Consider the following 20,719-nt stretch of genomic DNA (forward strand, 5'->3'; position numbering starts at 1 on the left):
AGTGGAGCCACGGGCGCCGGATCGAACGCTTCCGCAGGGAACGGTGCCCGTGGCCCTGCCACGGACTCCCAGGGGGTAACGGTGACCGATACCCGGGGGCAGCAGCCCCCGTATGAGACATACGGCGCCGAGCAGCCGAAGCCGGCCGCTCAGCCGTACCACCCACCGCAGGCCTACCCCACGCCGCAGGGCGGCGGGGGCAGGCAGGGCGGACAGAAGCAGGGCCAACAGGGAGCCTCCGTGACAACTGCCGCATCGGGTACCGCCGCGGCTGCCGACGCCGTACGAGTGCCGCGTACCGGCGCGCGAACCACACCGCGCACGCGCAAGGCGCGGCTGCGGGTTTCCAAGGCCGATCCGTGGTCGGTGATGAAGGTCAGCTTCCTGCTCTCCATCGCGCTCGGTATCTGCACGGTCATCGCGGCGGCCGTGCTGTGGATGGTCATGGACGCGATGGGCGTCTTCTCGACGGTCGGCGGGACGATCAGTGAGGCCACGGGCTCCAACGAGAGCAACGGCTTCGATCTCCAGTCGTTCCTGTCGCTGCCGCGGGTGCTCCTCTTCACGTCGGTCATCGCGGTGATCGACGTGGTGCTGGCGACCGCGCTCGCCACGCTCGGGGCGTTCATCTACAACCTGTCGGCGGGCTTCGTGGGCGGTGTCGAGCTGACGCTCGCCGAGGACGAGTGAGGATCGGCTGTCGATTTTGGGGCTGGCCCTGAAGTGCGCTAATCTTCAGGGGCAGCGCGGGGCTATAGCTCAGTTGGTTAGAGCGCATCCCTGATAAGGATGAGGCCACAGGTTCAAATCCTGTTAGCCCCACCGCGAAGAACGGCCCGTACGGATCACTCCGTACGGGCCGTTCGCATGAGGCGGTCCGTGCTTCGTATGAGGTGGTCCGTGCGGGGTGACGCGTGCCGTGTGGCACGCGCGGTGCGGGCCGTACGGATTTTCGGATCGGCTTCCCTTTCCGCGAGCGGCTTCTTTTTCCGGGGCGGGGAAGACGCGGGCCGGGGCGCCGGGCAGGTCACCGATCGGTATCGGCCGGTGTGTATAGTCGGGCGCCAGAAGTCCCCTACGTCAAGGAAAGACGAGGTCGCGCGGTGAAGAAGCTTCTCTTGGTCGCACTGGCCGCCATCGGCGGGCTCCTCGTGTACCGCCAGATCCAGGCGGACCGCGCCGAGCAGGATCTGTGGACGGAGGCGACCGACTCCGTGCCCGCAGGTACGGGTGTGTGAGACGCAGCAGTCCGAATTGCGAGCCCCGGCCGCCGAGCGGCCGGGGCTTCGTGCTGTCCGGGGCCGGTTCGGCGTGGTTGAATTCACTTGAGCGAACGAATCGATTGCTTTGGCAAATGCGTGGGTGGGTGGCGGGTCGGGGGGCGATTCGGGTGGCCGCGCAGACAACGGCGGGCGGGCCGGGGCAGGATGGACCGGCGGCGGAGTGGGACGGCCGAGAGGGCGAGGGGGAGCGCGTGAACAGGCGGGGCGGCAGGGGCCGGGCGGGGATGAGGGCGGCCGGAGCGTCGGCGTTGTGTCTGGCGGCCGTCGTGTGCGGACCGGCGGCGCTGCCGGCCCGCGCGTGGGCGGCCGGTGACCCGAGCCCGTACGCCTTCGAGCCGGACGCCGAACGGATCACCGGGGCGACCACCACCAGCGGCGCGCGGCCCCTCGACGCGGGCGCCACGTACCGGGACTCGATCACGCCGGGCGGCAGGCTCATCTACCGGCTCGACCTCGACGCGAAGACGAGCACGTACGCCTCGGCGGTGGCCGTGCCCAAGCCGGCCACGGTGGTCGATTCGTCGGACCGGATCAAGGTCTCGCTGCAGAACAGCGAGGGGACCGACTGCAGTTCGAACGAGGCGAGGTTCGGCGTCGGCAGCGATTTCCCCCGCCCGCTGGCGGCCTACGCCTACCGGACGGCCGACAAGAGCGCGTACTCCTGTCAGGGCTCCGGGCGGTACTACCTCGTCGTGGAGCGGATCGGCGAGGTGTCCTCCTCGTCCGATCCCTGGGAGCTGGAGATCCGGCACGTCTCCGAGCCGGGGCTCGCGAAGGCCGGCCCCACCCGGGCCCCGTCCGGCTGGCCGAGCGCCTCCCCGGCGCCGGCGGGCAACGGCGGGACCGGGGAGCGCGCGGGCGGCAGCGGCTTCTACGACGCCAAGGGGCTGGTCGGCGGCGAATGGACGACGGAGATCGAGCCGGGCGCTTCGCTCTTCTACCGGATTCCGGTGGACTGGGGCCAGCAGATCTTCGTCGGCGCGGATCTGAGCAGTTCGGAGCAGCCGGACGGGGAACGGGTGAGCGGCGCGTTCGCCATGGCCCTGTACAACCCGGCACGCGGGCTCGTCGGCAGCAGCAACTCGATCTCGTACGACGGCAGGCAGAAGACGGCCACCATCGCCCCGCTGCCGCCGGTGGCGTACGAGAACCGGTTCGGCTACAGCAGCGGTGACCGGGACATGCGGTTCGCGGGCTGGTACTACCTGCGGGTCAGCCTCAACCCGGAGGTCGGCGCGGCGTTCGGCGACAAGCCGCTCCCGCTGACCCTGCGGGTGAACGTCGAGGGCGAGCCGAAGGAGGGGCCGGCGTACGCGGGTCCCGCCGGTGACTTCGGCGTGAGCGCCGACGACCGGGACCTGGCCGAGGACGGTCGCAGCCCGGCCGACGAGGCGGCCGACGGCGCCACGATGCGGCTGGTCGCGGCGGCCGGGTTCGGCACGGGGACGGCGCTGCTGCTGGGCCTCGGGGCGTGGACGCTGATCGCGCGGCGGAACGCCGGGCGGGGCGCGGTGGGCGGCGGGCCGGGCGCGGTGGGCGGCGGGCCGGGGGACGGGTACGGCTCGGGGGACGGGTCCGGTTACGGGTACGGGTCGGGGGACGGGTCCGGTTACGGGTACGGGTCGGGGGACGGCCGGGGGAGCGCGCCGGAGAGCTTGGCGGTGCCGGAGCAGCCGCAGGCGCAGGCGCAGCCCACGCAGCGGTACGGGCCGCCCGCCAACTGGTAGGAGCGCCGCGGGGGGTGGCCGGGCGGCTCAGCTCTGGGTGAGTGCCCAGATACCCACCGCGAAGCAGGCCAGCGCCAGCACCAGGATCGGGATCGCCACCTTGCGGGGCGGTCCCGGCTGCTTGCGGGCCGCGTGGTGGGTCGTCGTCCGGGGTGGCTGGGATTGCTGCGGTTGCTGGGGCGGTTGGGGCTGCTGGTGTGGATGCTGCGCGTGCTGAGGCTGGGGCGGGGCGGGGGGGTGCGCGTGCTGAGCGGTGTACGCCCGGGTGGGCCCCGGCTCGGGACGTACCGCCTCGGTCTGCGCCTGGGCCACGGGCACTTCGGCCGGCATGGGCCGCGCGGAGAGGCCCGAGTGGTCCGGCTGCTCCCGGCTCGGCGGAGGGGGGAGGTGGAAGCTGCCGGTCTCCGACATGGCGGGCGGCGTGGCCGGCGCGGCGGAGGGCACGGACGGCACGGAGGGCACGGGAGCGGCGAAGGCCGAGGAGGCCGAGGAGGCCGAGGAGGCTTCCGAAGGGGTGGGGGGAGCCGGTGCGTGCGAGGCGGAAGGGGTTGGTGCGGCGGGCGGGGCGTCCGGCGGGGCGACCGCCTTGAGCGGGCCGGAGGGCCCGAAGCCGGGCGGGAGCGGGCCGATCTGGTCGAACACCTCCACCGGCTCGTCGTCCGCCGTCTGCTCGGGGAGCAGCTCCACGGCGGTGGCCAGCGCCTTGCGGGCGCCGGTGGCGGTACGGAAGCGGGCGTGCGGGTCGGGCTGGAGCAGCCCCGCCAGGACCTGCCACAGCGGCTCGGGGATGCCCTGGGGGGCTCCGGGGGTGCCGTGCGCGGCGAAGTGTTCGACCAGGGCCTTGGAGTCCGGCTTCTGGCCCTGGAGGAGGTACAGCGCGACCAGGCCGACGGCGAAGAGGTCGGAGGGGAAGTCGGGTTCGGCGCCCATCATCTGCTCGGGCGCGAAGTAACCGGGCGTCCCCACCACGTAGTTGGTCTCGGTGAGACGCGGCTCGCCCTTGCGCATGGAGATGCCGAAGTCGGAGAGGCGCAGATGCGGCCGTGCCGTGCCGGTCGCCTCCATGAGGATGTTGGCCGGTTTGATGTCGCGGTGCACCACGCCTTCGGCGTGCACGGCGGCCAGCCCGGCGAGCAGCTGGTCGAGCAGGGTGCAGACGAAGCGCGGCGGCAACGGCCCGTAGTCACCGATGACATGGGCCAGTGAGCCGCCGCTGACCAGGTCCATGGTGAACAGGACCTTGTCGTCGTCCGCCGCCCAGCTGGCCGGGGCGAGCACATGCGGGTGGTCGATCCTGAGCGCCTGTTCGCGTACGAACCTGAGCAGGGTGTGCGCGTCGCTCTGCTGGAGGACCTTCGCCGCGACATAGCGCCGCCGCCGCTGGTCCCAGGCGCGCCAGACGGCGCCGACACCGCCACGTCCGATCGGGTCGATCAGCTCGTACCGTCCCGCGAAGATCTCACCCATGGCGCCGCGCTCGCTCCCCGTCGTCCCCGTCGTGCCCGTCGTGTCACCCGCCGGCCCGCCGCGCGCCGGGCCGCCACGCTGCCCGCGGGCCGTCGGCCGCGTGGTGTCTCAGCTCTGATGTGCTTCGTAGTGCGCGACCGCTTCGGCGGTACGCCCGGCGCCGTACACCCGGAGGAACTCTGCCAGTTCCGGCTGGGTCGGCGCGAGGGCGTCCGCCGCGTCTATGATGTCGCCGGCCGCCGCGACCGACCGCAGGAGCGACTGGATCTCGCGGACCACCCGGCGCACGGTCGGGGCGCCCGTGCTGTGCGTCGTCTGGCTGGTGGCGGTGAGGACGGAGCCGCCCTGCGACTTCTTGACCTCCTCCATCCGCTCCGTGGCCTCCCCCGCGCTGACACTGCCGTCGGCGACCTGCCCGGCGAGGTCCTGGAGCGCCTGGACGCGCTGGACGACCGCGGGATTGCCGATCTTCGCGCGCTGACCGCTCATCAGCTGCGAGAGCATCGGCGCGGACAACCCGAGCACCGAGGCCAGCCGGGCCTGGTTCAGCCCCAGGTCATCGATGAGGCGGCGGAAAAGCGCCCCCAGCGGCTCCCCGTACCAGCTGCGCTGAAGCTCTCTGGCTCTGGCGGTCGATTCCTGCTGTGCGGCGTCCATACACGTCTCCCCATAGCTTCCCCATGCGGCAGCTTCGCTGCTGCGAACCTCGTGGGGCATCTTACGGAGAGTGGTCGCACACGGGGAGCCCCAATCCTTTTGCGGGATACCCGCCCGCACCAGGTACCCTGGTCCCGCGTGAGAGGAGAGCCGGCCTTCGCCGGTCGGCGTATCCACTCGTCGCGGGGCCTTAGCTCAGTTGGTAGAGCGCTGTCTTTGCATGGCAGATGTCAGGGGTTCGACTCCCCTAGGCTCCACAATCCGAGAGCCCACCTGACCTGCGGAAACGTAGGCCAGGTGGGCTCTCCGTGTTTATAACGTCAGCACCGCGTCAGCATCGACCTGTTTTACGGTGCTCGGCATGGCGTACGTGAAAGACAGGGTCAGAAGCGACGGATCGGTTTATTACACCGTCATGTGGCGAGCCGGTGGGACCGCCGGGGGGAAGCAGGACTCGGAGGTCTTCGACGAGGAGGAGGATGCCAAGCGCTTCAAAGATCTGGTCAACGGGCATGGTCAGAACTGGCCCCCCGGGTGGATTCGCGGGCAGGGGTTCGTTGCCGACCGACGCCGCGCGGAGACGATGTTCGAGTCCTTCGCCCTCGCCTACGTAGGTCGCCTCACCGGCATCCAGGGCGATACGCGCGCGAAGTACAAGAAGCAAGTTCTGGACAACATGGTCCCCTGGTTCGGGCCGTACTGCGTGGAGGACGGCGAGGGGAGCATCCTCCGCTCCATGGTCCAGGACTGGGTCAACGACCTGGAGGCCGGCCGCCTCGCTCCGCTTGATCCCCCAAATCGGAAGCCCCGAACCGCGTACAAGCCGAAGACCGTCCACAACGTCCACGGCCTCCTCAGCGCGATCATGCAATCCGCCGTCGATGCAGAAACGTCACTGCGTGCTTCCAATCCCTGCGCTAAGACCCGTCTGCCCCGGCTCGACTCCACCGAGGATGAGGAAGAGATCGTCTTCCTCGAACGCGATGAGTGGGCGTGGATCTACGAATGCCTTCCCGACGACGCCAAGGACCTTGGCGAGACCATCGCGGAGACCGGCTTCCGATGGGGCGAGGTGACCGCACTCCAGCCGCGCGACCTCCGGCGGCGCAACGGCCGCCCCGCTGTCCGGGTGCAGAGGGCGTGGAAGAAGGACGAGGACGGGAAGTCTGTGCTCGGTGCTCCGAAGACTCGGAAGTCGCGCCGGACGGTCGTGATCACGCACAAGCTGGACCAGATGCTGCGGCGCCGGGCCCAGGGCTTGAAGCGGAACGACCTTCTCTTCACCGGGCCGGAGGGCAATAAATGGGACCCGGGCACCTTCCGTCGCCTGCGCTGGTTGCCCGCGATCGAACTGGCCGCCGAGAAGTACGGCCTGATCAAGCGGCCGAGAATCCATGACATCCGGCACTCGCATGCGTCGTGGCTGATCGCGGCGAAGGTGCCGCTACCCGCCATCCAACGCCGCTTGGGCCATGAGTCCATCACCACGACGGTGGACACGTACGGGCATCTGCTGGACGCGCTGGACGACGAGGTTGTGGCCGCCGTCGAATGGGCCATGGACCCAACCGCTCCGCTTCCCGGCTTCCTGGAGCACTCCGGTCTGGCCGCAGCTACGGACGGACTCCCCCAAGTGCCCCGCCAGCTCTCCGGCCTGGCCCAGCAGACCTGGAAGGACGCCAGCGAAATGCCGCAGGACGATGCGGAGCACCAGAACGACCCTGTTTTCGTCGTCACGCTAGGCGGCAGGGAGGTGCCGTTCGCGGACCGCGAGCACGCGCAGGATGTCACTGACCAGTGGAACGACGACCATGAAGAAGAGATGGCGGCCATGCGGACAGACGGCTGGCCAGAGGAGAAGATCGCCCGCCGCGGGGCCCTCGGCCCAGAGCGGCGCGAGCGGTGGACCGGCGGCGGTTCAGTTTGGTCCCGTATGCCCGAGCGGCAGTTTGTGCACTACGCGATGGCCTCATACGAGTCCGACGGCACCCTGACGTACGAGCCACTTCCGGTGAGTAGCCGGTGGACGTGGGAGTTCGAGCACGACGGTTTCACCACGCGGGCCGCTGAATTTCGGGCTGAGTTTCGTCCGCAAGGCAACACGGAGGCGCACGTGCGGGGCATCAACAAGTCGGCCGTCTCCCGAGCCTTCGAGCAAGCCCGGATGGAGGCTCTGGAAGTGTGCGCCAAGCATCCTGAAGCCGACCTCACGAGCACCGAGGCGTGATGCCGTAGGTCCGTCAGCCACCCAACTAGGCGTGTCCTTCGCCACGTAACTTCGGCCCGCTTCCTGATGGGAGCGGGCCGAAGGCGTGCGTGCTTCGCAGCGGGGAACCGTGCGGCTCGTCGTCACCAGAGGCTGAGCGGGCGGCCTGCCGCAATCGCCGCCCGGATGCGTGCTTCGATCGCTGCTGCGGACTCCCCGCCCTTCCGGCCGGCCTGGATGGCGGCGCCGATGGCGCGGGATCTTCCGGCCGGGCCGCGGACGTCAGCGAGTGGACTGCTCGGGTCGCGGCGGCGAGCCAGCCATTCGGCTCGGTTCTCTGCCGCCGTGCCGAGGCGCAGGTGCGTCGGCTGCTGACAGGAATGGTTGTCGCAGGTGTGGCAGACGGTTGGGCTGTCCGTTCCCCAGCCGAGTCGGGGGATGACGCCGTGCGCGAGCTGGTATCCGTACAGATGCCCTGGCACCGTGCCCGTGCGGGTCCTGCCCGGCCGTGACGCGGCTCTGAAGCTGGCGTGACCGGTGCTGGAGATCCCGCCGAGGAAGAACCAGCAGTCCTCGGTTGACGGGGTCCGGTAGACCTTCGCCCAGTACCGAGCTTGTACGGACTCGTCGGCCAGCCAGCCCATCCACTCAACGGCCGGTATGCGGATGGGCGTTGGCTCGCCTATGAGCGAAAGTTGCTCGTCAACGTGAACGGGCCCGGCTCCGTTCACCGCTGAGAGCGGGAAGAGGCCGGGCCCGGAGTCGTGCTCAGGCGGCATCAGCCCGGCCGTCGTCCGTCGTGTCGGCCGGGGCCGGGGCGTCCGAGGTCGGGGAAGCCGCGCCGGCCGCATCCGGTCGTGGCTTGCGGGCGCGGGTGGAGCGGGGCCGCTCGGCGCGGGCTCGTAGCTCCTCGATGACTTCCTTTGCCCGAGCGGCGGTAACAGGCTTCGCCTCGCGTTCCAGCTCCTCCGCCGGGACGCCCAGCAGTTCCGAGACCAACTCGGCGTCGTTGTCGAACAGCCGCAGGACGACAGCAGCGGCCTCCCGCGCGGTGACGTCGGCCTGCTCCTTCGCCCTGGCCGCCTTCACCGCGACCTCCCGCGCGGTCAGCGCGTTCGCGGCGGCCATCTCCCGCGTCTTCGCCTTCAGCGCTTCAGCAGCGCGAACCCGCCGCCGCAGCTCCGACGCGCTCACCGGCCCTGCCGAATTGGTGCTCACCCGTGCCCCCAGTCCTGTTCGAAATCAGTGCTCGTCGCGCGCACCGTAGGCACAGGTCCGCGGACATCTCGAACCACGGGTTCGTTGGGGTCAGGTCAGTGATCAGTGCCTCCGGCGGGGGATCGGCCGGCACCGGGGCGGTGGGGGCTTCGTGGCCGGGTGCGGGTTCGTGATGGTGCGGGTGCTTCCATCCCGTACACCGTCGACCCAGCCAAGGCGAGCAGACACGGCACCGGGCGTCCAGGTCGTTCGTGCAGTGGCGCGCTCCACCTGGACGCCCGGCACCGCGTCCGCTCCACGTGCGTGTGGGTCGACGGCGTACGGGATGGAAGCGGGTGTGTGGTGTGTGGAGGAGCGTTTTGACCTGCGGGTTTGGTGTGGGTAGGGGTTGCCCTCAACCCAATAACATGGTTTAATTAGTGGTGTCGGAAGGGGAGGGCAACCCCCGACCGGCACGCGGCGGGCCGACCGGCCGCCGACAACCTCTCTCACCAGGAGAACGAACGTGAGCACCACGAAGGCCCCCGGAAAGCTCGACACCATCCGCGCTCTGCTCGCCACGGCGGAGGACCCCCGTACGCCGGAGTCGGAGGCGGAGTTGGCCCGGAGGCGGGCGTTCGAGATGATGGCGAAGTACGGCGTCGAAGAGGCCATGCTGAGCGACGGGCAGCCGTCGCGGGACGCGGTCACCGCGAAGTACGTCGACCTCCCCAACCCGTGGGCCATGTCCCGTGTCCGGCTGATCTGCTTTATTGCTCAGAGCGTCGGGTGCAAGGCCGTGCACATGGGCGTGCGTGGCAAGGTGCGCCGCGTTCACATCGTCGGCCATGAGTCCGACATTCAGCGCGCCGAAGTCCTGTACGCCTCCCTCCTGATCCAGATGCTCGGCGGGCTCAGCGCGCAGGTCGTCCCGTACGGCGTCCGCAGTGCGCGAGCGTGGCGCAACTCGTGGACCATCGGATTCATCGAGCGCGTCATGGAACGGCTGAAGGCGATCGAGCAGGCCGCCCGCGCCGCCGCCAGCGAGGAGACCTCGGCCGCCGGCCGCAGCGGTGAACTCGTGCTGGCCGACCGCGACGCGATGGTGGATGCCCTCTTCCACGAGGAGCACCCGCACGTCCGGCACACGCGCGGCTCGTACAGCGGCAGCGGGTACGGCGACGGAGCCGCCGCAGGCAACCGCGCCGACATCGGGGGCAGCCGCCGCATCGGTGCCCAGACCGCCGGAGCGATTGCAGCCTGATCCGCCCGTCCCGGCCGGGGCGGCGGCCCGCCGCCCCGGCCCCCGCTCGACGCGACGAGGAGCCGCGCATGTACATGGAATGGGCCCGATTCCACAAGACCGATGAGAACGGCCGCCACTACTTCCAGACCTACAGCTTCCCCTACGCGTGGGCCGCCGCGACGCCGAAGGAGCCCGGCACCGGCCGGATCAGCGAAGCCGCCGCCCTTGCCTACTCGATCATCAGCGCGGCCGGTTGGCAGTGGCAGACCCCGTGTCACTGCGTCCCGTGCGCCATCGCCGCCAAGGCCGCGCAGCGCGCCGCCAGTTGACCACCACCGACCACCCTCAGGAGGACACGATGCCGCCCCGGAAGCCGCACGCCACCCCCGCCCGCATCCTCGCCGCCGCCGCCGACCACATCGAACGGGTCGGGCTCTATCAGGGTGACCACCTCTGGCAGCCCGGCCGGATGGGCGACAGTGCCCCGTGCGCGGTGCTGCACGCATGGGAACGCGGCGTGCGCTCCGTCCGGCCCCGCTGGTCCGTACGCGGCGAACCGTGGGACATCTTCCAACGCGCCCTGTCCGACTCCCTTGTGGTGCTCAGCAACCACGCCCACGGCCGCCCCGTGTCCGGCGTCCGGTGGCGGAAGCTGAAGCTCACGGAGGACGCCTACCGGCGCACTCTCCTGTGGTGCTGGGGGGACGAGCCCGAGCGGACCACCGCCGAGGCCGCCGCGATGATCCGCGCCGCCGCAGCACTGCACCCGAGTGACGGCGATCACGTCATCTCGGGTTGCCCCACCCCCAGGAACATGGTTTAATTAATGGTGCCGGAAGGGGGAGGGCAACCCCCCGACCGACACCCCCGCCGGGCCGAACGGCCCGACCAACTCTCACCAGGAAGAAGAAGGACCGATGACGAACACCAAGACCCAGGCCGGCGTCCAGACCGCCCCTGCCCCGTGGCCGACGCTCACCGTCGCCGAGCTGGCCGCGCACCCCGGCAACGTCCGCGACATCAAGGCCCCGGCCGATCTGCTGGCCGACGTGAAGGGCAACGGCGTCGTGGAGCCGCTGTACGTCGTGCGCACCAACGGCGACGTGCCGCAGGTCATCGACGGGTTCCAGCGGCTGGCCGCCGCCGTCGCCGCCGGACTGGAGACCGTGCCGGTCACCCCGCGCCCCGTCATCCGGCTCGACGCGCTCACCCCGCACCCGAAGAACGCCCGCGAAGACCTGGACCTGAACGCGCCGTTCGTGGATTCGCTCCGTACCGAGGGGTGCCGCATCCCCGTCAAGATCCAGCGACTCTACGGCGGAGTCCTCCAGGTCAACGACGGAAACCGCCGCTACCACGCCGCGACGGACGCGGGTCTTACCCACCTGCCGTACGAGTGGGAGGACGACGACCGCGACGCGGCCGGACAGTTCCTCGACATGATCACGACCGCTCAGCACCGCAAGAGCCTCACGAAGACCGAGGTGAACCAGGCCATGTTCAGCGCGGCCGAGGCGGGCGCGCAGGTGGGCCGGATCGCCAAGGCCGCAGGCGTGCGGCAGAAGGACGTGCGGACGCTGGTCAAGGTCCGGTCCGACGAGAAGCTGTCGGCCGCCGTCAGCGGGGCGAGCAGCTACGAGTGGACGTTCGAGCACCTGGCCGCGCTGTCGGAGTTCGCGGACGACGCCGAAGCGCTCGCCGCGATCACCGAGGCCGCCGCCGACGACGACGCCGACGAGGGAGACGTTGACTGGGCTATCGCGGTCGAGCGGACCAAGCGCGACAAGCGGACCAAGGCCGAGGCCCACCGCGCGGAGCTGGAGGCGGCGGGGCAGAAGATCAGGGACGCCGAGGAGCTGTCCGAGCGCGCCATGCCCGTGTGGCGGCTGCGCGGCATCAGCGCCGAGGAGCACGCCGAGTGCAAGGGTCTGGTGTGGGTGTTCGATGAGCGGCGGGCAGACCGGTATGAGCCCTACTGCTCCGCCCCCGGCCTGTACGGGCACACGGTCCCCGAGGGCGGCAGCGGCAGCGGCGGCGGCACGAAGACCGCCGCCGAGGTGGAGGCCGAGCGCGCCGCCCGCGCCGCCGTCAAGAAGGGGAACATCGACTGGGACGCGGCCGAGGCCCTGCGCCGGAAGTGGATCACCGACCTGATCAAGCGGCGCAACCTCCCGAAGGCCACGACCAACACCCTGATCGGGCACGTCAACAACGCTCTGCTGAACGCCAGTTGGGGCCTTGACGATCTGGCCAAGGAGCCGACGACGGAGATCCTGGCCGCATTCTTGGGGCTGAGCAACGAGCAGGCCAAGGACCGGGGCAGCTTCGCCGGGCACGTGGCCAAGGACCCCCGCAGGGCCCCGCAGCTCCAGTTCGCCGCCATCGCCGCCGTACGGGAGAAGTGCGCGAACCGGTCCGCGTGGAGGACGGACAGCCAGCGCGCCCCGTGGACGCGGACGCCCACCGGCCGGTGGTTCCAGGTGCTCGCGGCTCTCGGGTACCCGCTCACGCCCATTGAGCAGTCGGTCGTGGACGACGAGCCGTACGACCCGTCGAAGAAGAAGCCCCGCGCGATCACGCCGGGCAGTGAGCCGGAGACCGAGCAGGAGCCCGGCACCGACGACGAGGAGGAGGGCGAGCCGGACGCCGAGGAAGCCGACGACCCGGCCAGCGACGACGAAGCCGCCGCCTGACCACCTCAGCCGCCCGACGCCGGGGGCGGGAACCCTCCCGCCCCCGGCCACCCCAGGAGCCCCACAGTGACCCGTACAGCTCTGTTCGAGACCCACCCCGACGACCACGGTTGCGGATGCGTCCCCACCCCCGCCGAGCCCGACCCCGGCACCACCGCCGACATCATGCAGGCCCGCGCCATCGCGGGCGGACTCGCAGAGTTCGGCATCGGGCCCCGCCGCTGGTCCGCCGCCTACGACCACCAGGCCGCCGCCGTCGTCCTGCGCGTGGACACCCCGCGCGGACTGTACGCGCTCGCCATCCCCGCCCCCGGCGCAGCGTTCCCCGTCCACCACCGGGGCGAGCGCATCGGCGCACTGGACTGCCGCCGCACGTACGGCACCGCCGACAGCTACACCGCCGCCCTGTTCGCCGCGTTCCTGCGTGACCGCGCCGCACTGGACATCCCCGGCCGGGATGCTTGCCCCACACCCCAAAACATGGTTTAATTAATGGTGTGGGAGGGGGAGGGCAACCCTCCTCCGACACGACGGGCCGCCAGTCGGCCCGAGACCGGCCGTACGCGGAGGGCAACCCGCCCGGCCGGGCCCGCGATTCCTCTCTCACCAGCAGGAGTACCCACGATGACCAGCGCAGCCATGCGGTTTTCCATCCCCGCGACCGCTCAGTCCCGCGTCCGTCAGCTTGTCGAGGCCACCAACGCCCGCGCCGCTGTCCACCACCTCAGCGCGTACGCGCTCGACATCTCCGAGCCGTTCCTTGCCGACTACCGGGACCTTGACGGTCGCGTGATCGGCAAGCGCCCCACCGTCACCGTGACGATCTCCGGCGACATCCCCCGTCACCACGGCTGGACCGTCATCGCCTGCCTGGACCACGACGAGGAGGGCGAGACAATCACCAGCCTGTTCCCCGGCCTGCCCGAGCAGGACGCCGAGGCCGCGCGCCAGTACCGCGCCATCGAGAACTTCTGCCACGGGTGCGCCGTCGCCCGACACCGCACCGCCACCTACCTTGCCCGCCACGAGAACGGCGAGATGCGGCAGTTGGGCACGACGTGCGTCGAGCCGTACACCGGTCTGCCGATCAAGGGACTTGAGGCCCTGTGGCGGTTCGGCACGCTGAAGGACTCCGATTGGGACGGCGAGGGGGGCGGCATCCCGGCCGACCTCCGCGTCCCGGTGATCGAGGTCCTGCGGGTCACCGCCGCCATCGTCAAGGAGGAGGGCCGGTTCTACAGCCGGTCCGAGCAGTGGAAGGACGCGTCTCCGACCGCCGACGGCGTCGAAGGGTACTTCTTCGACCGCAAGGCCCCGCAGGAGTGGAAGGACGCCATCGACGCCGACCCCGACGCGCCGACCACCGCCGCCGCCGTCCGGGCATGGGCCGTCCAGGGATACGGCAGCCTCTCCGACTACCGCCACAAGGTGGGGCAGCTCGCCAAGGGTGAGACCGTCGATCCGCGCCACCTCCCGACGCTCGTGTCCGCCATCGCGGGTTGGTACCGCGACCAGGAGAAGGAAGCCGCCGAGCGGGCCGCCCAGAACAGCAAGCCGCAGGGCACGGTGGGCGAGCGGATCACCACCCCCGCCACCGTCACCACTGTGATCGAGCTGGAGGGCCGGACGTACGGCTACCACACCCAGCGCCGTAGGTTGGTGAAGTTCCAGGACCCGAGCGGCAACGTGTTCGTCTGGTTCAGCAGCGCCGGGACGGTCCCCGACCAGGGCGACGAGGTCGAGCTGACCGGCACGGTCAAGGACCACAGCATCTACGGCGAGACCGCACAGACCGTGCTCACCCGGTGCCGGGTCGCCGCCCGCGAACCGGTCGCCGCGTAGCAGGAGCCCGGCCGGGCGGGAGCCACCGCCCGGCCGGACCCCGGCCGCCGGGCCGTGGGGTGGGCGGCATCGAGCCGCCCACCCCACGCAGCGCCCACCGCCGTCCGGAACCGCCCGCGTCGGCGGCCGGCCCCGAACACCGGGCCCCGTACAAAGGGCGTCCCTGCGGGACGGCTCAGCCCGGCCCGGCTCGCAGCCGGCCGGAACGTCCGGGCCGCGGGCGGCCCTCCCGTCCCGTCCGGACGCCGGGCCCAAGGGCGTGCCCTTCGGGCACGACGGCACTGTCCATCGCGCTCCGCACGATGACGGGCGGCACCTCCCCGACACCGGTACGGCACGCCGCCGACCGCACCACCGATCCCGAGGAACACCCCCATGCCCGCGAACGCACCCGTCGTCCAACATGAGGTCGCCCACCCCGGAGAAGCGTCTCCGCAGACCTGCATCCAGGTCGCCCGGCAGGCCGCGATCCTCGCCGTCACCGCAGCCGACGACGCCATGACCGCCATGTGCCGCAGCCGATCCGGAGCCGCCGCCAGGCTGGAGGCGGCCATGCACGCGGCCCACAAGGAAGCCGTCGAAGCCGAGAGGTGGGCCGACCGCGCCGAGCAGTACGCCGACGACCCCACCATGCCGAGCAGTGCCCCCTCGTACTGCGCCCGTACGGCCGTCGACCACGCTGTTCGAGCGCAGTCCGCCGCCGGAGCCGAGACGACGGCCGAGGACCTGCGGACCGAGCTGGAACGGAAGCTGACGGCGGCCGAGTACGCCGAGCGGGAGACCGAACGTCGCCGGGAAGAGGCCGAGCAGGAGGCCGAGGAACGCGCGGCCACCGGCATGGACTCGGACAACCGGGACCAGGCGGTGAGGAACCGGTATCTCGCCGAAGGACACGTTGTCGAACTCGGCTGGACGGCGGGGCACGTCCGCGTGCTGGAGGCCGCCGAGTCCGGGCGGCTGTACTGGCGGGACGGGAGGGCCCGGCAAGCAGCCCGGCGCGGTGTGTGGAGCGGTGGCCGGCGGATCAGCCGCGACCGGACCGAGGCCCCGTTCGCCGCGCGGTTCCTCGTCGCCGTCCGCCAGGACGACGGCACCCGCGTACTGACGCCCAGCCCGATGGGGCAGGTCGCCCTTGAACTGGCCCGGCTCCACCCCGCCGGACTCCACGACAGCGAACAGGCCGCCTACAAGGCACGGTTCGCCCGGGTACGGCGGCGCCACAAGCGCCGTGACGACCAGAAGGCAGCAGCCCGCGCGCTCCCGCCGCTCGACTCCAGCGCCCGGAACCTGTACCGAAAGCCAGTCACGCTCACCGAACAGCGGGCCCGCGCCGAGCGCGACGCCGTCGACCGATGGGAGGACGAGGGCGGCCACTGCCCCGGCGCGCTTACGCCGAGCCCCGCCGTGAACTCCGTCACGAGCCCGCCCGTCCGGCTCATCCTGCCCCTGCACCGGCACACCGCCGTGCAGCCCGCCTTGTGGCGACGGTGGGCGTGGTGACCGATCCGGTCGCATGCTGCTCGACCTCCCGGACACTTAGCAAGATCGACGTGGCCCCAAAATCGAACACATGATGGAATTAGGGTCATGCAACGGACGACTCCTCCTGATCTCGACCGCGCCCGAGACGACTGGCACGCCACCTACCGGCAGCTCGCCGTGCACCCGTCCACCGCGCTCCGCAGAAGGCTCATTCACCTGTCGGCGACCGTGGTGTTCCACTCCCACTGGCAAGGTCAGCGGTCCGCGGGCTGGGCTGCTCTGCATGGTGGACGGCCAGGGCGAACTACCTCCTGATCCGCCCGGAGTCGATGCCCGCGGGTTCGTCGGGTGCCGGCGGGGATGGACAGGCTGCCTCCGGCGGGTCCTCCTCGGAGGGGGTGGGGGGCTGGTCGGTCAGGTGCTGCGCCGTCGTGGTGTGGGTGGTGAAGGCGGGGTTCCCTCCTCGGCCGGATACCCCAAGGGGCGTACCAGGAACCCGGACGCGGCGTCCAGGCCAAGCCGCTACGCGGTCGCTACGCGAGCCAGGACACCGCGCCCGGAACCCTGATACGGCGGAGCTGTCCGACCGAGGAGGGAACCCCGCCCAGGCCCGTGGTGGGCGCGGCCCGGCCGGGCGGGTGCGGGTCCATGATGGAAAGGAAAGGGCAGGTCAGGGCCCTTGTCCGGGTTGCCTCATCCTCTAGAACGTGGTTTAATTAGTGATGTCGGAAGGGGAGGGCAACCCCCGACCGGCGAACGGCGGGCCGACCGGCCGCCGACACCCACTCTCACCAGGAGGCGGACGATGAATACGCCCCTCACCGTCACAGAGCTGTCCCACCCGATCGCCCTCGAACTCGGCGGGAACTGGCGACCGCAGCCCGCGCGCCACGGCCTCCAGGAGCTGGACCACGCCGCCACGTTCACGCACCTGGACGGCCGACAGCTCCACCTCTCCGAGCGGTTCGATGACCCCGGACACCTGCACATCAGGGGCGCATTCCCCGCCACCGACTACGGATTCCGCAGGGGCGAGCGCGACACGGTCCGAGTCGCCATGACCGAGGACCCGGCGGACATCGCGGCCCAGATCGCCGCCGATCTCATCCCCGTGCACCGTGACGTTCACGAGCGCGTGAAGGATCACAACCGCGCGCAGGCCGCAATGCGCCGGGACGTCGAGGAAGCCGCCCGCGAACTCTCCGCCCGACTCCCCGGAGCGCGAACCCGAATCGACGGCACAACCGCCCATGTCTACATGAATCTTGAACCGGGCGAAGTCCGTATCGGACTCGACGGCGACACCGTGAGTCTCGTACTCAACGACGCACCCCGAATCATCGCCGACGCCGTCGTATTCGCGGTGAGCCGATTCCTTCCCCACGTCCAGACCCCCGAGGGGGAGCGCGGCGAATACGTCGACGGATACGCCCTCTAACTCCCCGTGCGTTATGGCGGCGCGCGACCCAGCGCGCCGCCCTCCCGAGAAAGGCCCAGGATGAGCGCCGACATATTCGTCATCGAGCCGCAATGGATCGTGCAGGCTCCGCACCTTCGGTGCACCCTGAAGCGCGCCCTTGCGCTCCAGTCCGCACACAATGTGTGGTCCGGTACGGAGCACATCAACAACGCCGTTGGGATGGCCTACGGCAACGAATTGCCGGATTTCGGCCGTTGGGAACTCACCCGGTCCCAACTCCGCACGCTCAAAATCGCCATTGAATGGCGCAGGGCCACGCGCGCGGCCAGCGACAAGAAAACCGCCCCCGATATTCTCGAACGCTGGACGCGAATAGAAGACGAGGTCATAGCCGCATACCGCGCCGTGAGCAACGAAGCAGGGTTGCACTGGATTTAGAGGGTTGTCGATCACCCTAGAACATGGTTTAATTAGTGGTGTCGGGAGGGGGAGGGCAGCCCCCCGACCGACACCCCCGCCGGGGCCGACCGGCCCCGGCGGAACCTCTCACCAGAAGGACACGACATGCTCACCACCGACCAGAAGTCCACCGTCCGCGACTTCCCCACCGCGACGCTCGTGATCGCCGGACCCTGGTTCCGGGGCCACCAGCAGGACACCCGCCCGGCCGTCGTCGTCGGCCCGTTCGGCGGGCCGGAGTTCGCGGACGAGGCCACCATGTCCGTGGTCTGGTACTTCACCCTCGGTGCCCCGGAGCCCGGCGACAGCGTCCAGGCGATGTTCCCGCACGAGCTGACCCCGCTGGACGACACGCTCACCACGATGAACCCGGATGTCTTCCGCGACATCGTGTGCGGTCTGCGCCGGGGCCGGTTCGCCTACGACGACGGGGACGCGCTCCGCACCGCCGTCCGCCAGGCATGGCGCGAGCGGACCGGCCTTGCCGACGCCGACCCGGCCGCCCGCCACACGCTCCACCGCAGCTGACAACCAGGCCCGCCGGTCCGGGGGAGGGCAACCCTCCGGACCGGCAGGCCCCCAGCACCCCCAGCGGACACCCCTTCGGGGCGGCAGGACAGGTCCGGTGCGTTCACCGCCGCCGGCCGACTCCGCCGCAGGCGGCTCCGCCGACCGACGACGGGCACCGGACCGCAGCGGACGCGCCCCGCGGGGGCGCGACTGCCTCTGTCGTCGCGCAGGCGCGACGACCCGCGAGCCGATCGTCCCTCACGGCCCGCGCCGGTGGTGCAGCGCCGCTGCCAACGCACGGTCCGCCCTGCGGCCGGACCACAAACTCTCACCAGAAAAGACCAGTTCAGTGACTATCGAGATCACCCACACCCGCCGAGAGGGAACCCTGATCGAGGGGACCAGCCGGGGCGACGGATCGGCCGAGATCCTGCGACTCCGTGAGTACGGTCGCACCCAGCGCCAGCCCTTCCGCTGGAGCAGGAACCTTGACTGCTGGTACCTCCCGCACAGCCGCGACCACGCCACCTACACCCCCTCACTCGAACTGCTCGCACAGCGACTCCGGGAGAAGGGGTTCGAGGTCACGCTGACCGTCGACAACGCCGACCGCCGGAGCTTCAACGAGGCCGAGGAGGAACGCGAAGAGAAGGCCGAGCACAGGGCGGAACGATTCGGCGGGTACGCCGCCAGCGCCGCCCAGTCCTCCGAGGCCGCGCACCGGAAGAGCCACGACATATCCGAGCGGTTCGCCTTCGGTCAGCCGATCCTCGTCGGGCACCACTCCGAGGGCCGCGCCCGCCGCGACCACGCGCGCATGGACGACGCGATGCGCAAGAGCATCAGCGAGCACGACCGCGCCGCCCACTGGAGCGGCCGGGCGCAGGCCGCCGCGAACTACCAGCAGTTCAAGAAGGACCCCGGCCGCACGCTCCGCCGTCTCGACACGCTGCGGGCCGACCTCCGCGCGGTCGAGAAGTGGCAGCGCGGCCAGTCCGCCAAGGGGTCCTCCCGGAACCCGGCAGACCCGGAGCTGGAGATCGAGCACGAGGAGCTGACCGAGGAGATCGCCCACTGGGAGAAGGTCATCAAGGACGCCGAAGCCGAAGGCTTCAAGGTGTGGTCGCGCGCCGACTTCAAGCGCGGGGACTTCGTTCTCTACCGCGGAACCTGGTACGAGGTCCTGCGGGTCAACCCGAAGTCCGTGACCATCCCGCACATCCACAACAGCATCGGCAAGCGCATCGTCCGCGCCACCGGCAACCAGTACGACGACTGGACATGGACCGCCCCCTACGACGGCGTGTCCGGGCGTAAGAGCGCCGACGAGATGCAGCAGCCGCCCCAGGCCCCGGCCACCGAAGCGCAGGAACCGGCCGAGCAGTCCCCGGCGGTCGAGCAACAGGTGCCCGTCGGGAAGCCGACCGCCGCAGCGACCCCGGCCGCGTGGGCGAACTGGCCGGACGGCATGGCTCTGGTGCTGATCGCCTCGAAGGGATCCAGCCGCTCCCGCAAGCGGCGTGCCCTGTGGGCGATGACCCGCCGTGAAGCACAGGCAGTGTGCGGCGACCCCCGCACCTCCGGCCGCTCGTACATGCTCACCTGGACCGACCAGCCCGGCACCGAGGGCGCCGACTGGGAATGGATCGAGGACAACGGCAGCCACGCCCCCGTCCTCAACGAGTTGGGCATCACCCCGCGCCGCGAGTGGACCGCCGCGCCGCAGGCCCCGGCCTCCGAAGCCGTGTAACGACGCCCCCACCCGCCCCGGCGGCCGAGCGCGCCGGGGCGGGCCCCTCTCTCACCAGACAAAGGCACCACCATGACCACGCAACTCCTCGAACGACCCGCGACCATCACCGTCCCCGGCACCGAAGCGGGCAGGCTCACCGTTCCCACGACCGGGGGCAGCAGCACCGTCCCGACGTACCGGGTCGGCACCCCCGACATCCAGTGCCGATACCCCGTGATCGTCGGCGAAGACCAGGTCATCGGCCGCGCCTACCGGTGGCACCGAGACTGGCTCGTCCTCACCACCGCAGGCGAACACAACCTCCGCCGCCCGCCCAAGGGCACCCCCGGCACCGACATGGCCGCCGCCCATCTCGCCGAGGAGTACGCCGCCGGACGGATCGGCGCCGTGCCCCTGGAACAGGTCCTCGCCGAGGCCCCCACGCCGTTGTGCGGACCCGTGCCCCTCCTGCACCCGCGGATGCCGGTCAACGACCGCAACACCGAAGGCGCCGAGATCGCGTTCACGGGACTCGCTGCCCACTACTGGCGGGCCATCCTCACCGGCTTCCCCGGGAGCGATAACCACTGGTACCTCACCTGCGAATTGTGCGGCTGGGAAGGCCCGAAGTTCTGGAGCCACCTGCGCGGAAGGAACGGGGCGCCGCCGAGCGCGCGCCGCCACAAGGGCGGATGCATCGGAGAGGACAAGGTCCGCCAACTGATCCCCGCCTACCACTAGCAACCCAACCGGGGGGCGGCGGCCACGCGCCGCCCCCCCGCCCTTCCCGAAGGACAG

20 protein-coding genes and 2 tRNA genes are annotated in these 20,719 nt (G+C 70.8%); 18 read left to right on the top strand and 4 right to left on the bottom strand.

The window, feature by feature from the left end:
• Nucleotides 1–81 precede the first annotated feature (81 nt).
• From ACFY6S_RS22475 to ACFY6S_RS22490, 4 genes are all read left to right on the top strand, one after another.
• A complete protein-coding gene (locus ACFY6S_RS22475) occupies nt 82–690 on the top strand; it encodes a DUF3566 domain-containing protein (RefSeq protein WP_388824271.1) in 609 nt (202 codons plus the stop codon).
• A gap of 58 nt (nt 691–748) precedes the next feature.
• Nucleotides 749–822 (top strand) — tRNA-Ile (locus ACFY6S_RS22480).
• A gap of 281 nt (nt 823–1,103) precedes the next feature.
• Nucleotides 1,104–1,238 (top strand): DLW-39 family protein, encoded by a 135-nt coding sequence (locus tag ACFY6S_RS22485; protein WP_219852833.1) that lies wholly within the window; start codon nt 1,104–1,106, stop codon nt 1,236–1,238.
• 236 nt (nt 1,239–1,474) lie between these two features.
• Entirely contained in the window at nt 1,475–3,010 is a 1,536-nt protein-coding gene (locus ACFY6S_RS22490; RefSeq protein ID WP_388824275.1) for a hypothetical protein, read from the top strand.
• A gap of 27 nt (nt 3,011–3,037) precedes the next feature.
• On the opposite strand, the gene ACFY6S_RS22495 is transcribed toward ACFY6S_RS22490, so the two are convergent.
• Nucleotides 3,038–4,477, bottom strand: coding sequence for a serine/threonine-protein kinase (locus ACFY6S_RS22495; protein ID WP_388824278.1), 1,440 nt, complete (start codon nt 4,475–4,477; stop codon nt 3,038–3,040).
• 108 nt (nt 4,478–4,585) lie between these two features.
• Entirely contained in the window at nt 4,586–5,134 is a 549-nt protein-coding gene (locus ACFY6S_RS22500; protein WP_388824281.1) for a helix-turn-helix domain-containing protein, read from the bottom strand.
• A gap of 184 nt (nt 5,135–5,318) precedes the next feature.
• Here ACFY6S_RS22500 and ACFY6S_RS22505 point away from each other — a divergent pair.
• Together ACFY6S_RS22505 and ACFY6S_RS22510 are read left to right on the top strand one after the other, a co-directional pair.
• Nucleotides 5,319–5,391 (top strand) — tRNA-Ala (locus tag ACFY6S_RS22505).
• A gap of 104 nt (nt 5,392–5,495) precedes the next feature.
• The gene (locus tag ACFY6S_RS22510) at nt 5,496–7,361 is read left to right on the top strand and encodes a tyrosine-type recombinase/integrase (protein ID WP_388824284.1); all 1,866 of its coding nucleotides are present in this window, start codon (nt 5,496–5,498) and stop codon (nt 7,359–7,361) included.
• 122 nt (nt 7,362–7,483) lie between these two features.
• Here the strand turns inward: ACFY6S_RS22510 and ACFY6S_RS22515 are convergent, their stop codons facing one another.
• Both ACFY6S_RS22515 and ACFY6S_RS22520 read right to left on the bottom strand, forming a co-directional pair.
• The gene (locus ACFY6S_RS22515; RefSeq protein ID WP_388824287.1) at nt 7,484–7,984 is read right to left on the bottom strand and encodes a hypothetical protein; all 501 of its coding nucleotides are present in this window, start codon (nt 7,982–7,984) and stop codon (nt 7,484–7,486) included.
• 124 nt (nt 7,985–8,108) lie between these two features.
• The gene (locus ACFY6S_RS22520; protein ID WP_388824290.1) at nt 8,109–8,558 is read right to left on the bottom strand and encodes a hypothetical protein; all 450 of its coding nucleotides are present in this window, start codon (nt 8,556–8,558) and stop codon (nt 8,109–8,111) included.
• Between the two features lie 505 nt (nt 8,559–9,063).
• Between ACFY6S_RS22520 and ACFY6S_RS22525 the strand changes: the two genes are divergently transcribed.
• The 12 genes from ACFY6S_RS22525 (at nt 9,064) to ACFY6S_RS22580 (ending at nt 20,662) form a co-directional block, all read left to right on the top strand.
• Nucleotides 9,064–9,801, top strand: coding sequence for a DUF2786 domain-containing protein (locus ACFY6S_RS22525; RefSeq protein ID WP_388824293.1), 738 nt, complete (start codon nt 9,064–9,066; stop codon nt 9,799–9,801).
• Between the two features lie 68 nt (nt 9,802–9,869).
• On the top strand, nt 9,870–10,112 hold the full coding sequence (locus ACFY6S_RS22530; protein WP_388824296.1) for a hypothetical protein: 243 nt from the start codon (nt 9,870–9,872) through the stop codon (nt 10,110–10,112).
• A 29-nt stretch (nt 10,113–10,141) separates the two neighbouring features.
• Entirely contained in the window at nt 10,142–10,606 is a 465-nt protein-coding gene (locus tag ACFY6S_RS22535; protein WP_388824299.1) for a DUF6197 family protein, read from the top strand.
• A gap of 94 nt (nt 10,607–10,700) precedes the next feature.
• A complete protein-coding gene (locus ACFY6S_RS22540; RefSeq protein ID WP_388824302.1) occupies nt 10,701–12,476 on the top strand; it encodes a ParB N-terminal domain-containing protein in 1,776 nt (591 codons plus the stop codon).
• Nucleotides 12,477–12,542: 66 nt separating this feature from the next.
• Nucleotides 12,543–12,965 carry a hypothetical protein gene (locus ACFY6S_RS22545; RefSeq protein ID WP_388824305.1) on the top strand — a complete coding sequence of 141 codons (423 nt, stop codon included), beginning with the start codon at nt 12,543–12,545 and terminating at the stop codon, nt 12,963–12,965.
• Between the two features lie 135 nt (nt 12,966–13,100).
• Nucleotides 13,101–14,318: a hypothetical protein gene (locus ACFY6S_RS22550; protein ID WP_388824308.1), complete on the top strand. Its 1,218-nt coding sequence runs from the start codon at nt 13,101–13,103 to the stop codon at nt 14,316–14,318.
• 375 nt (nt 14,319–14,693) lie between these two features.
• Entirely contained in the window at nt 14,694–15,818 is a 1,125-nt protein-coding gene (locus tag ACFY6S_RS22555; RefSeq protein WP_388824311.1) for a hypothetical protein, read from the top strand.
• A gap of 787 nt (nt 15,819–16,605) precedes the next feature.
• On the top strand, nt 16,606–17,238 hold the full coding sequence (locus tag ACFY6S_RS22560) for a hypothetical protein (RefSeq protein WP_388824314.1): 633 nt from the start codon (nt 16,606–16,608) through the stop codon (nt 17,236–17,238).
• 60 nt (nt 17,239–17,298) lie between these two features.
• Nucleotides 17,299–17,658: a hypothetical protein gene (locus ACFY6S_RS22565; RefSeq protein WP_388824317.1), complete on the top strand. Its 360-nt coding sequence runs from the start codon at nt 17,299–17,301 to the stop codon at nt 17,656–17,658.
• A gap of 126 nt (nt 17,659–17,784) precedes the next feature.
• Nucleotides 17,785–18,207, top strand: a complete 423-nt coding sequence (locus ACFY6S_RS22570; RefSeq protein WP_388824320.1) for a DUF6409 family protein — start codon at nt 17,785–17,787, stop codon at nt 18,205–18,207.
• Nucleotides 18,208–18,538: 331 nt separating this feature from the next.
• Complete coding sequence (locus ACFY6S_RS22575; RefSeq protein ID WP_388824323.1) at nt 18,539–19,939, top strand: DUF3560 domain-containing protein; 1,401 nt, start codon at nt 18,539–18,541, stop codon at nt 19,937–19,939.
• Between the two features lie 72 nt (nt 19,940–20,011).
• Complete coding sequence (locus ACFY6S_RS22580; protein WP_388824326.1) at nt 20,012–20,662, top strand: hypothetical protein; 651 nt, start codon at nt 20,012–20,014, stop codon at nt 20,660–20,662.
• Nucleotides 20,663–20,719: the final 57 nt, after the last annotated feature.

Origin of the sequence: Streptomyces sp. NPDC012835 (assembly GCF_042900885.1) — a bacterium.
In the GTDB taxonomy this organism is placed as follows: domain Bacteria; phylum Actinomycetota; class Actinomycetes; order Streptomycetales; family Streptomycetaceae; genus Streptomyces.

Coding starts and splice junctions, on each gene's coding strand:
- ACFY6S_RS22560 (WP_388824314.1), top strand. CDS start 16,606: ATGAATACGCCCCTCACCGTCACAGAGCTGTCCCACCCGATCGCCCTC.
- ACFY6S_RS22495 (WP_388824278.1), bottom strand. CDS start 4,477: ATGGGTGAGATCTTCGCGGGACGGTACGAGCTGATCGACCCGATCGGA.
- ACFY6S_RS22550 (WP_388824308.1), top strand. CDS start 13,101: ATGACCAGCGCAGCCATGCGGTTTTCCATCCCCGCGACCGCTCAGTCC.
- ACFY6S_RS22500 (WP_388824281.1), bottom strand. CDS start 5,134: ATGGACGCCGCACAGCAGGAATCGACCGCCAGAGCCAGAGAGCTTCAG.
- ACFY6S_RS22580 (WP_388824326.1), top strand. CDS start 20,012: ATGACCACGCAACTCCTCGAACGACCCGCGACCATCACCGTCCCCGGC.
- ACFY6S_RS22540 (WP_388824302.1), top strand. CDS start 10,701: ATGACGAACACCAAGACCCAGGCCGGCGTCCAGACCGCCCCTGCCCCG.
- ACFY6S_RS22530 (WP_388824296.1), top strand. CDS start 9,870: ATGTACATGGAATGGGCCCGATTCCACAAGACCGATGAGAACGGCCGC.
- ACFY6S_RS22565 (WP_388824317.1), top strand. CDS start 17,299: ATGAGCGCCGACATATTCGTCATCGAGCCGCAATGGATCGTGCAGGCT.
- ACFY6S_RS22555 (WP_388824311.1), top strand. CDS start 14,694: ATGCCCGCGAACGCACCCGTCGTCCAACATGAGGTCGCCCACCCCGGA.
- ACFY6S_RS22515 (WP_388824287.1), bottom strand. CDS start 7,984: ATGGGCTGGCTGGCCGACGAGTCCGTACAAGCTCGGTACTGGGCGAAG.
- ACFY6S_RS22570 (WP_388824320.1), top strand. CDS start 17,785: ATGCTCACCACCGACCAGAAGTCCACCGTCCGCGACTTCCCCACCGCG.
- ACFY6S_RS22535 (WP_388824299.1), top strand. CDS start 10,142: ATGCCGCCCCGGAAGCCGCACGCCACCCCCGCCCGCATCCTCGCCGCC.
- ACFY6S_RS22510 (WP_388824284.1), top strand. CDS start 5,496: ATGGCGTACGTGAAAGACAGGGTCAGAAGCGACGGATCGGTTTATTAC.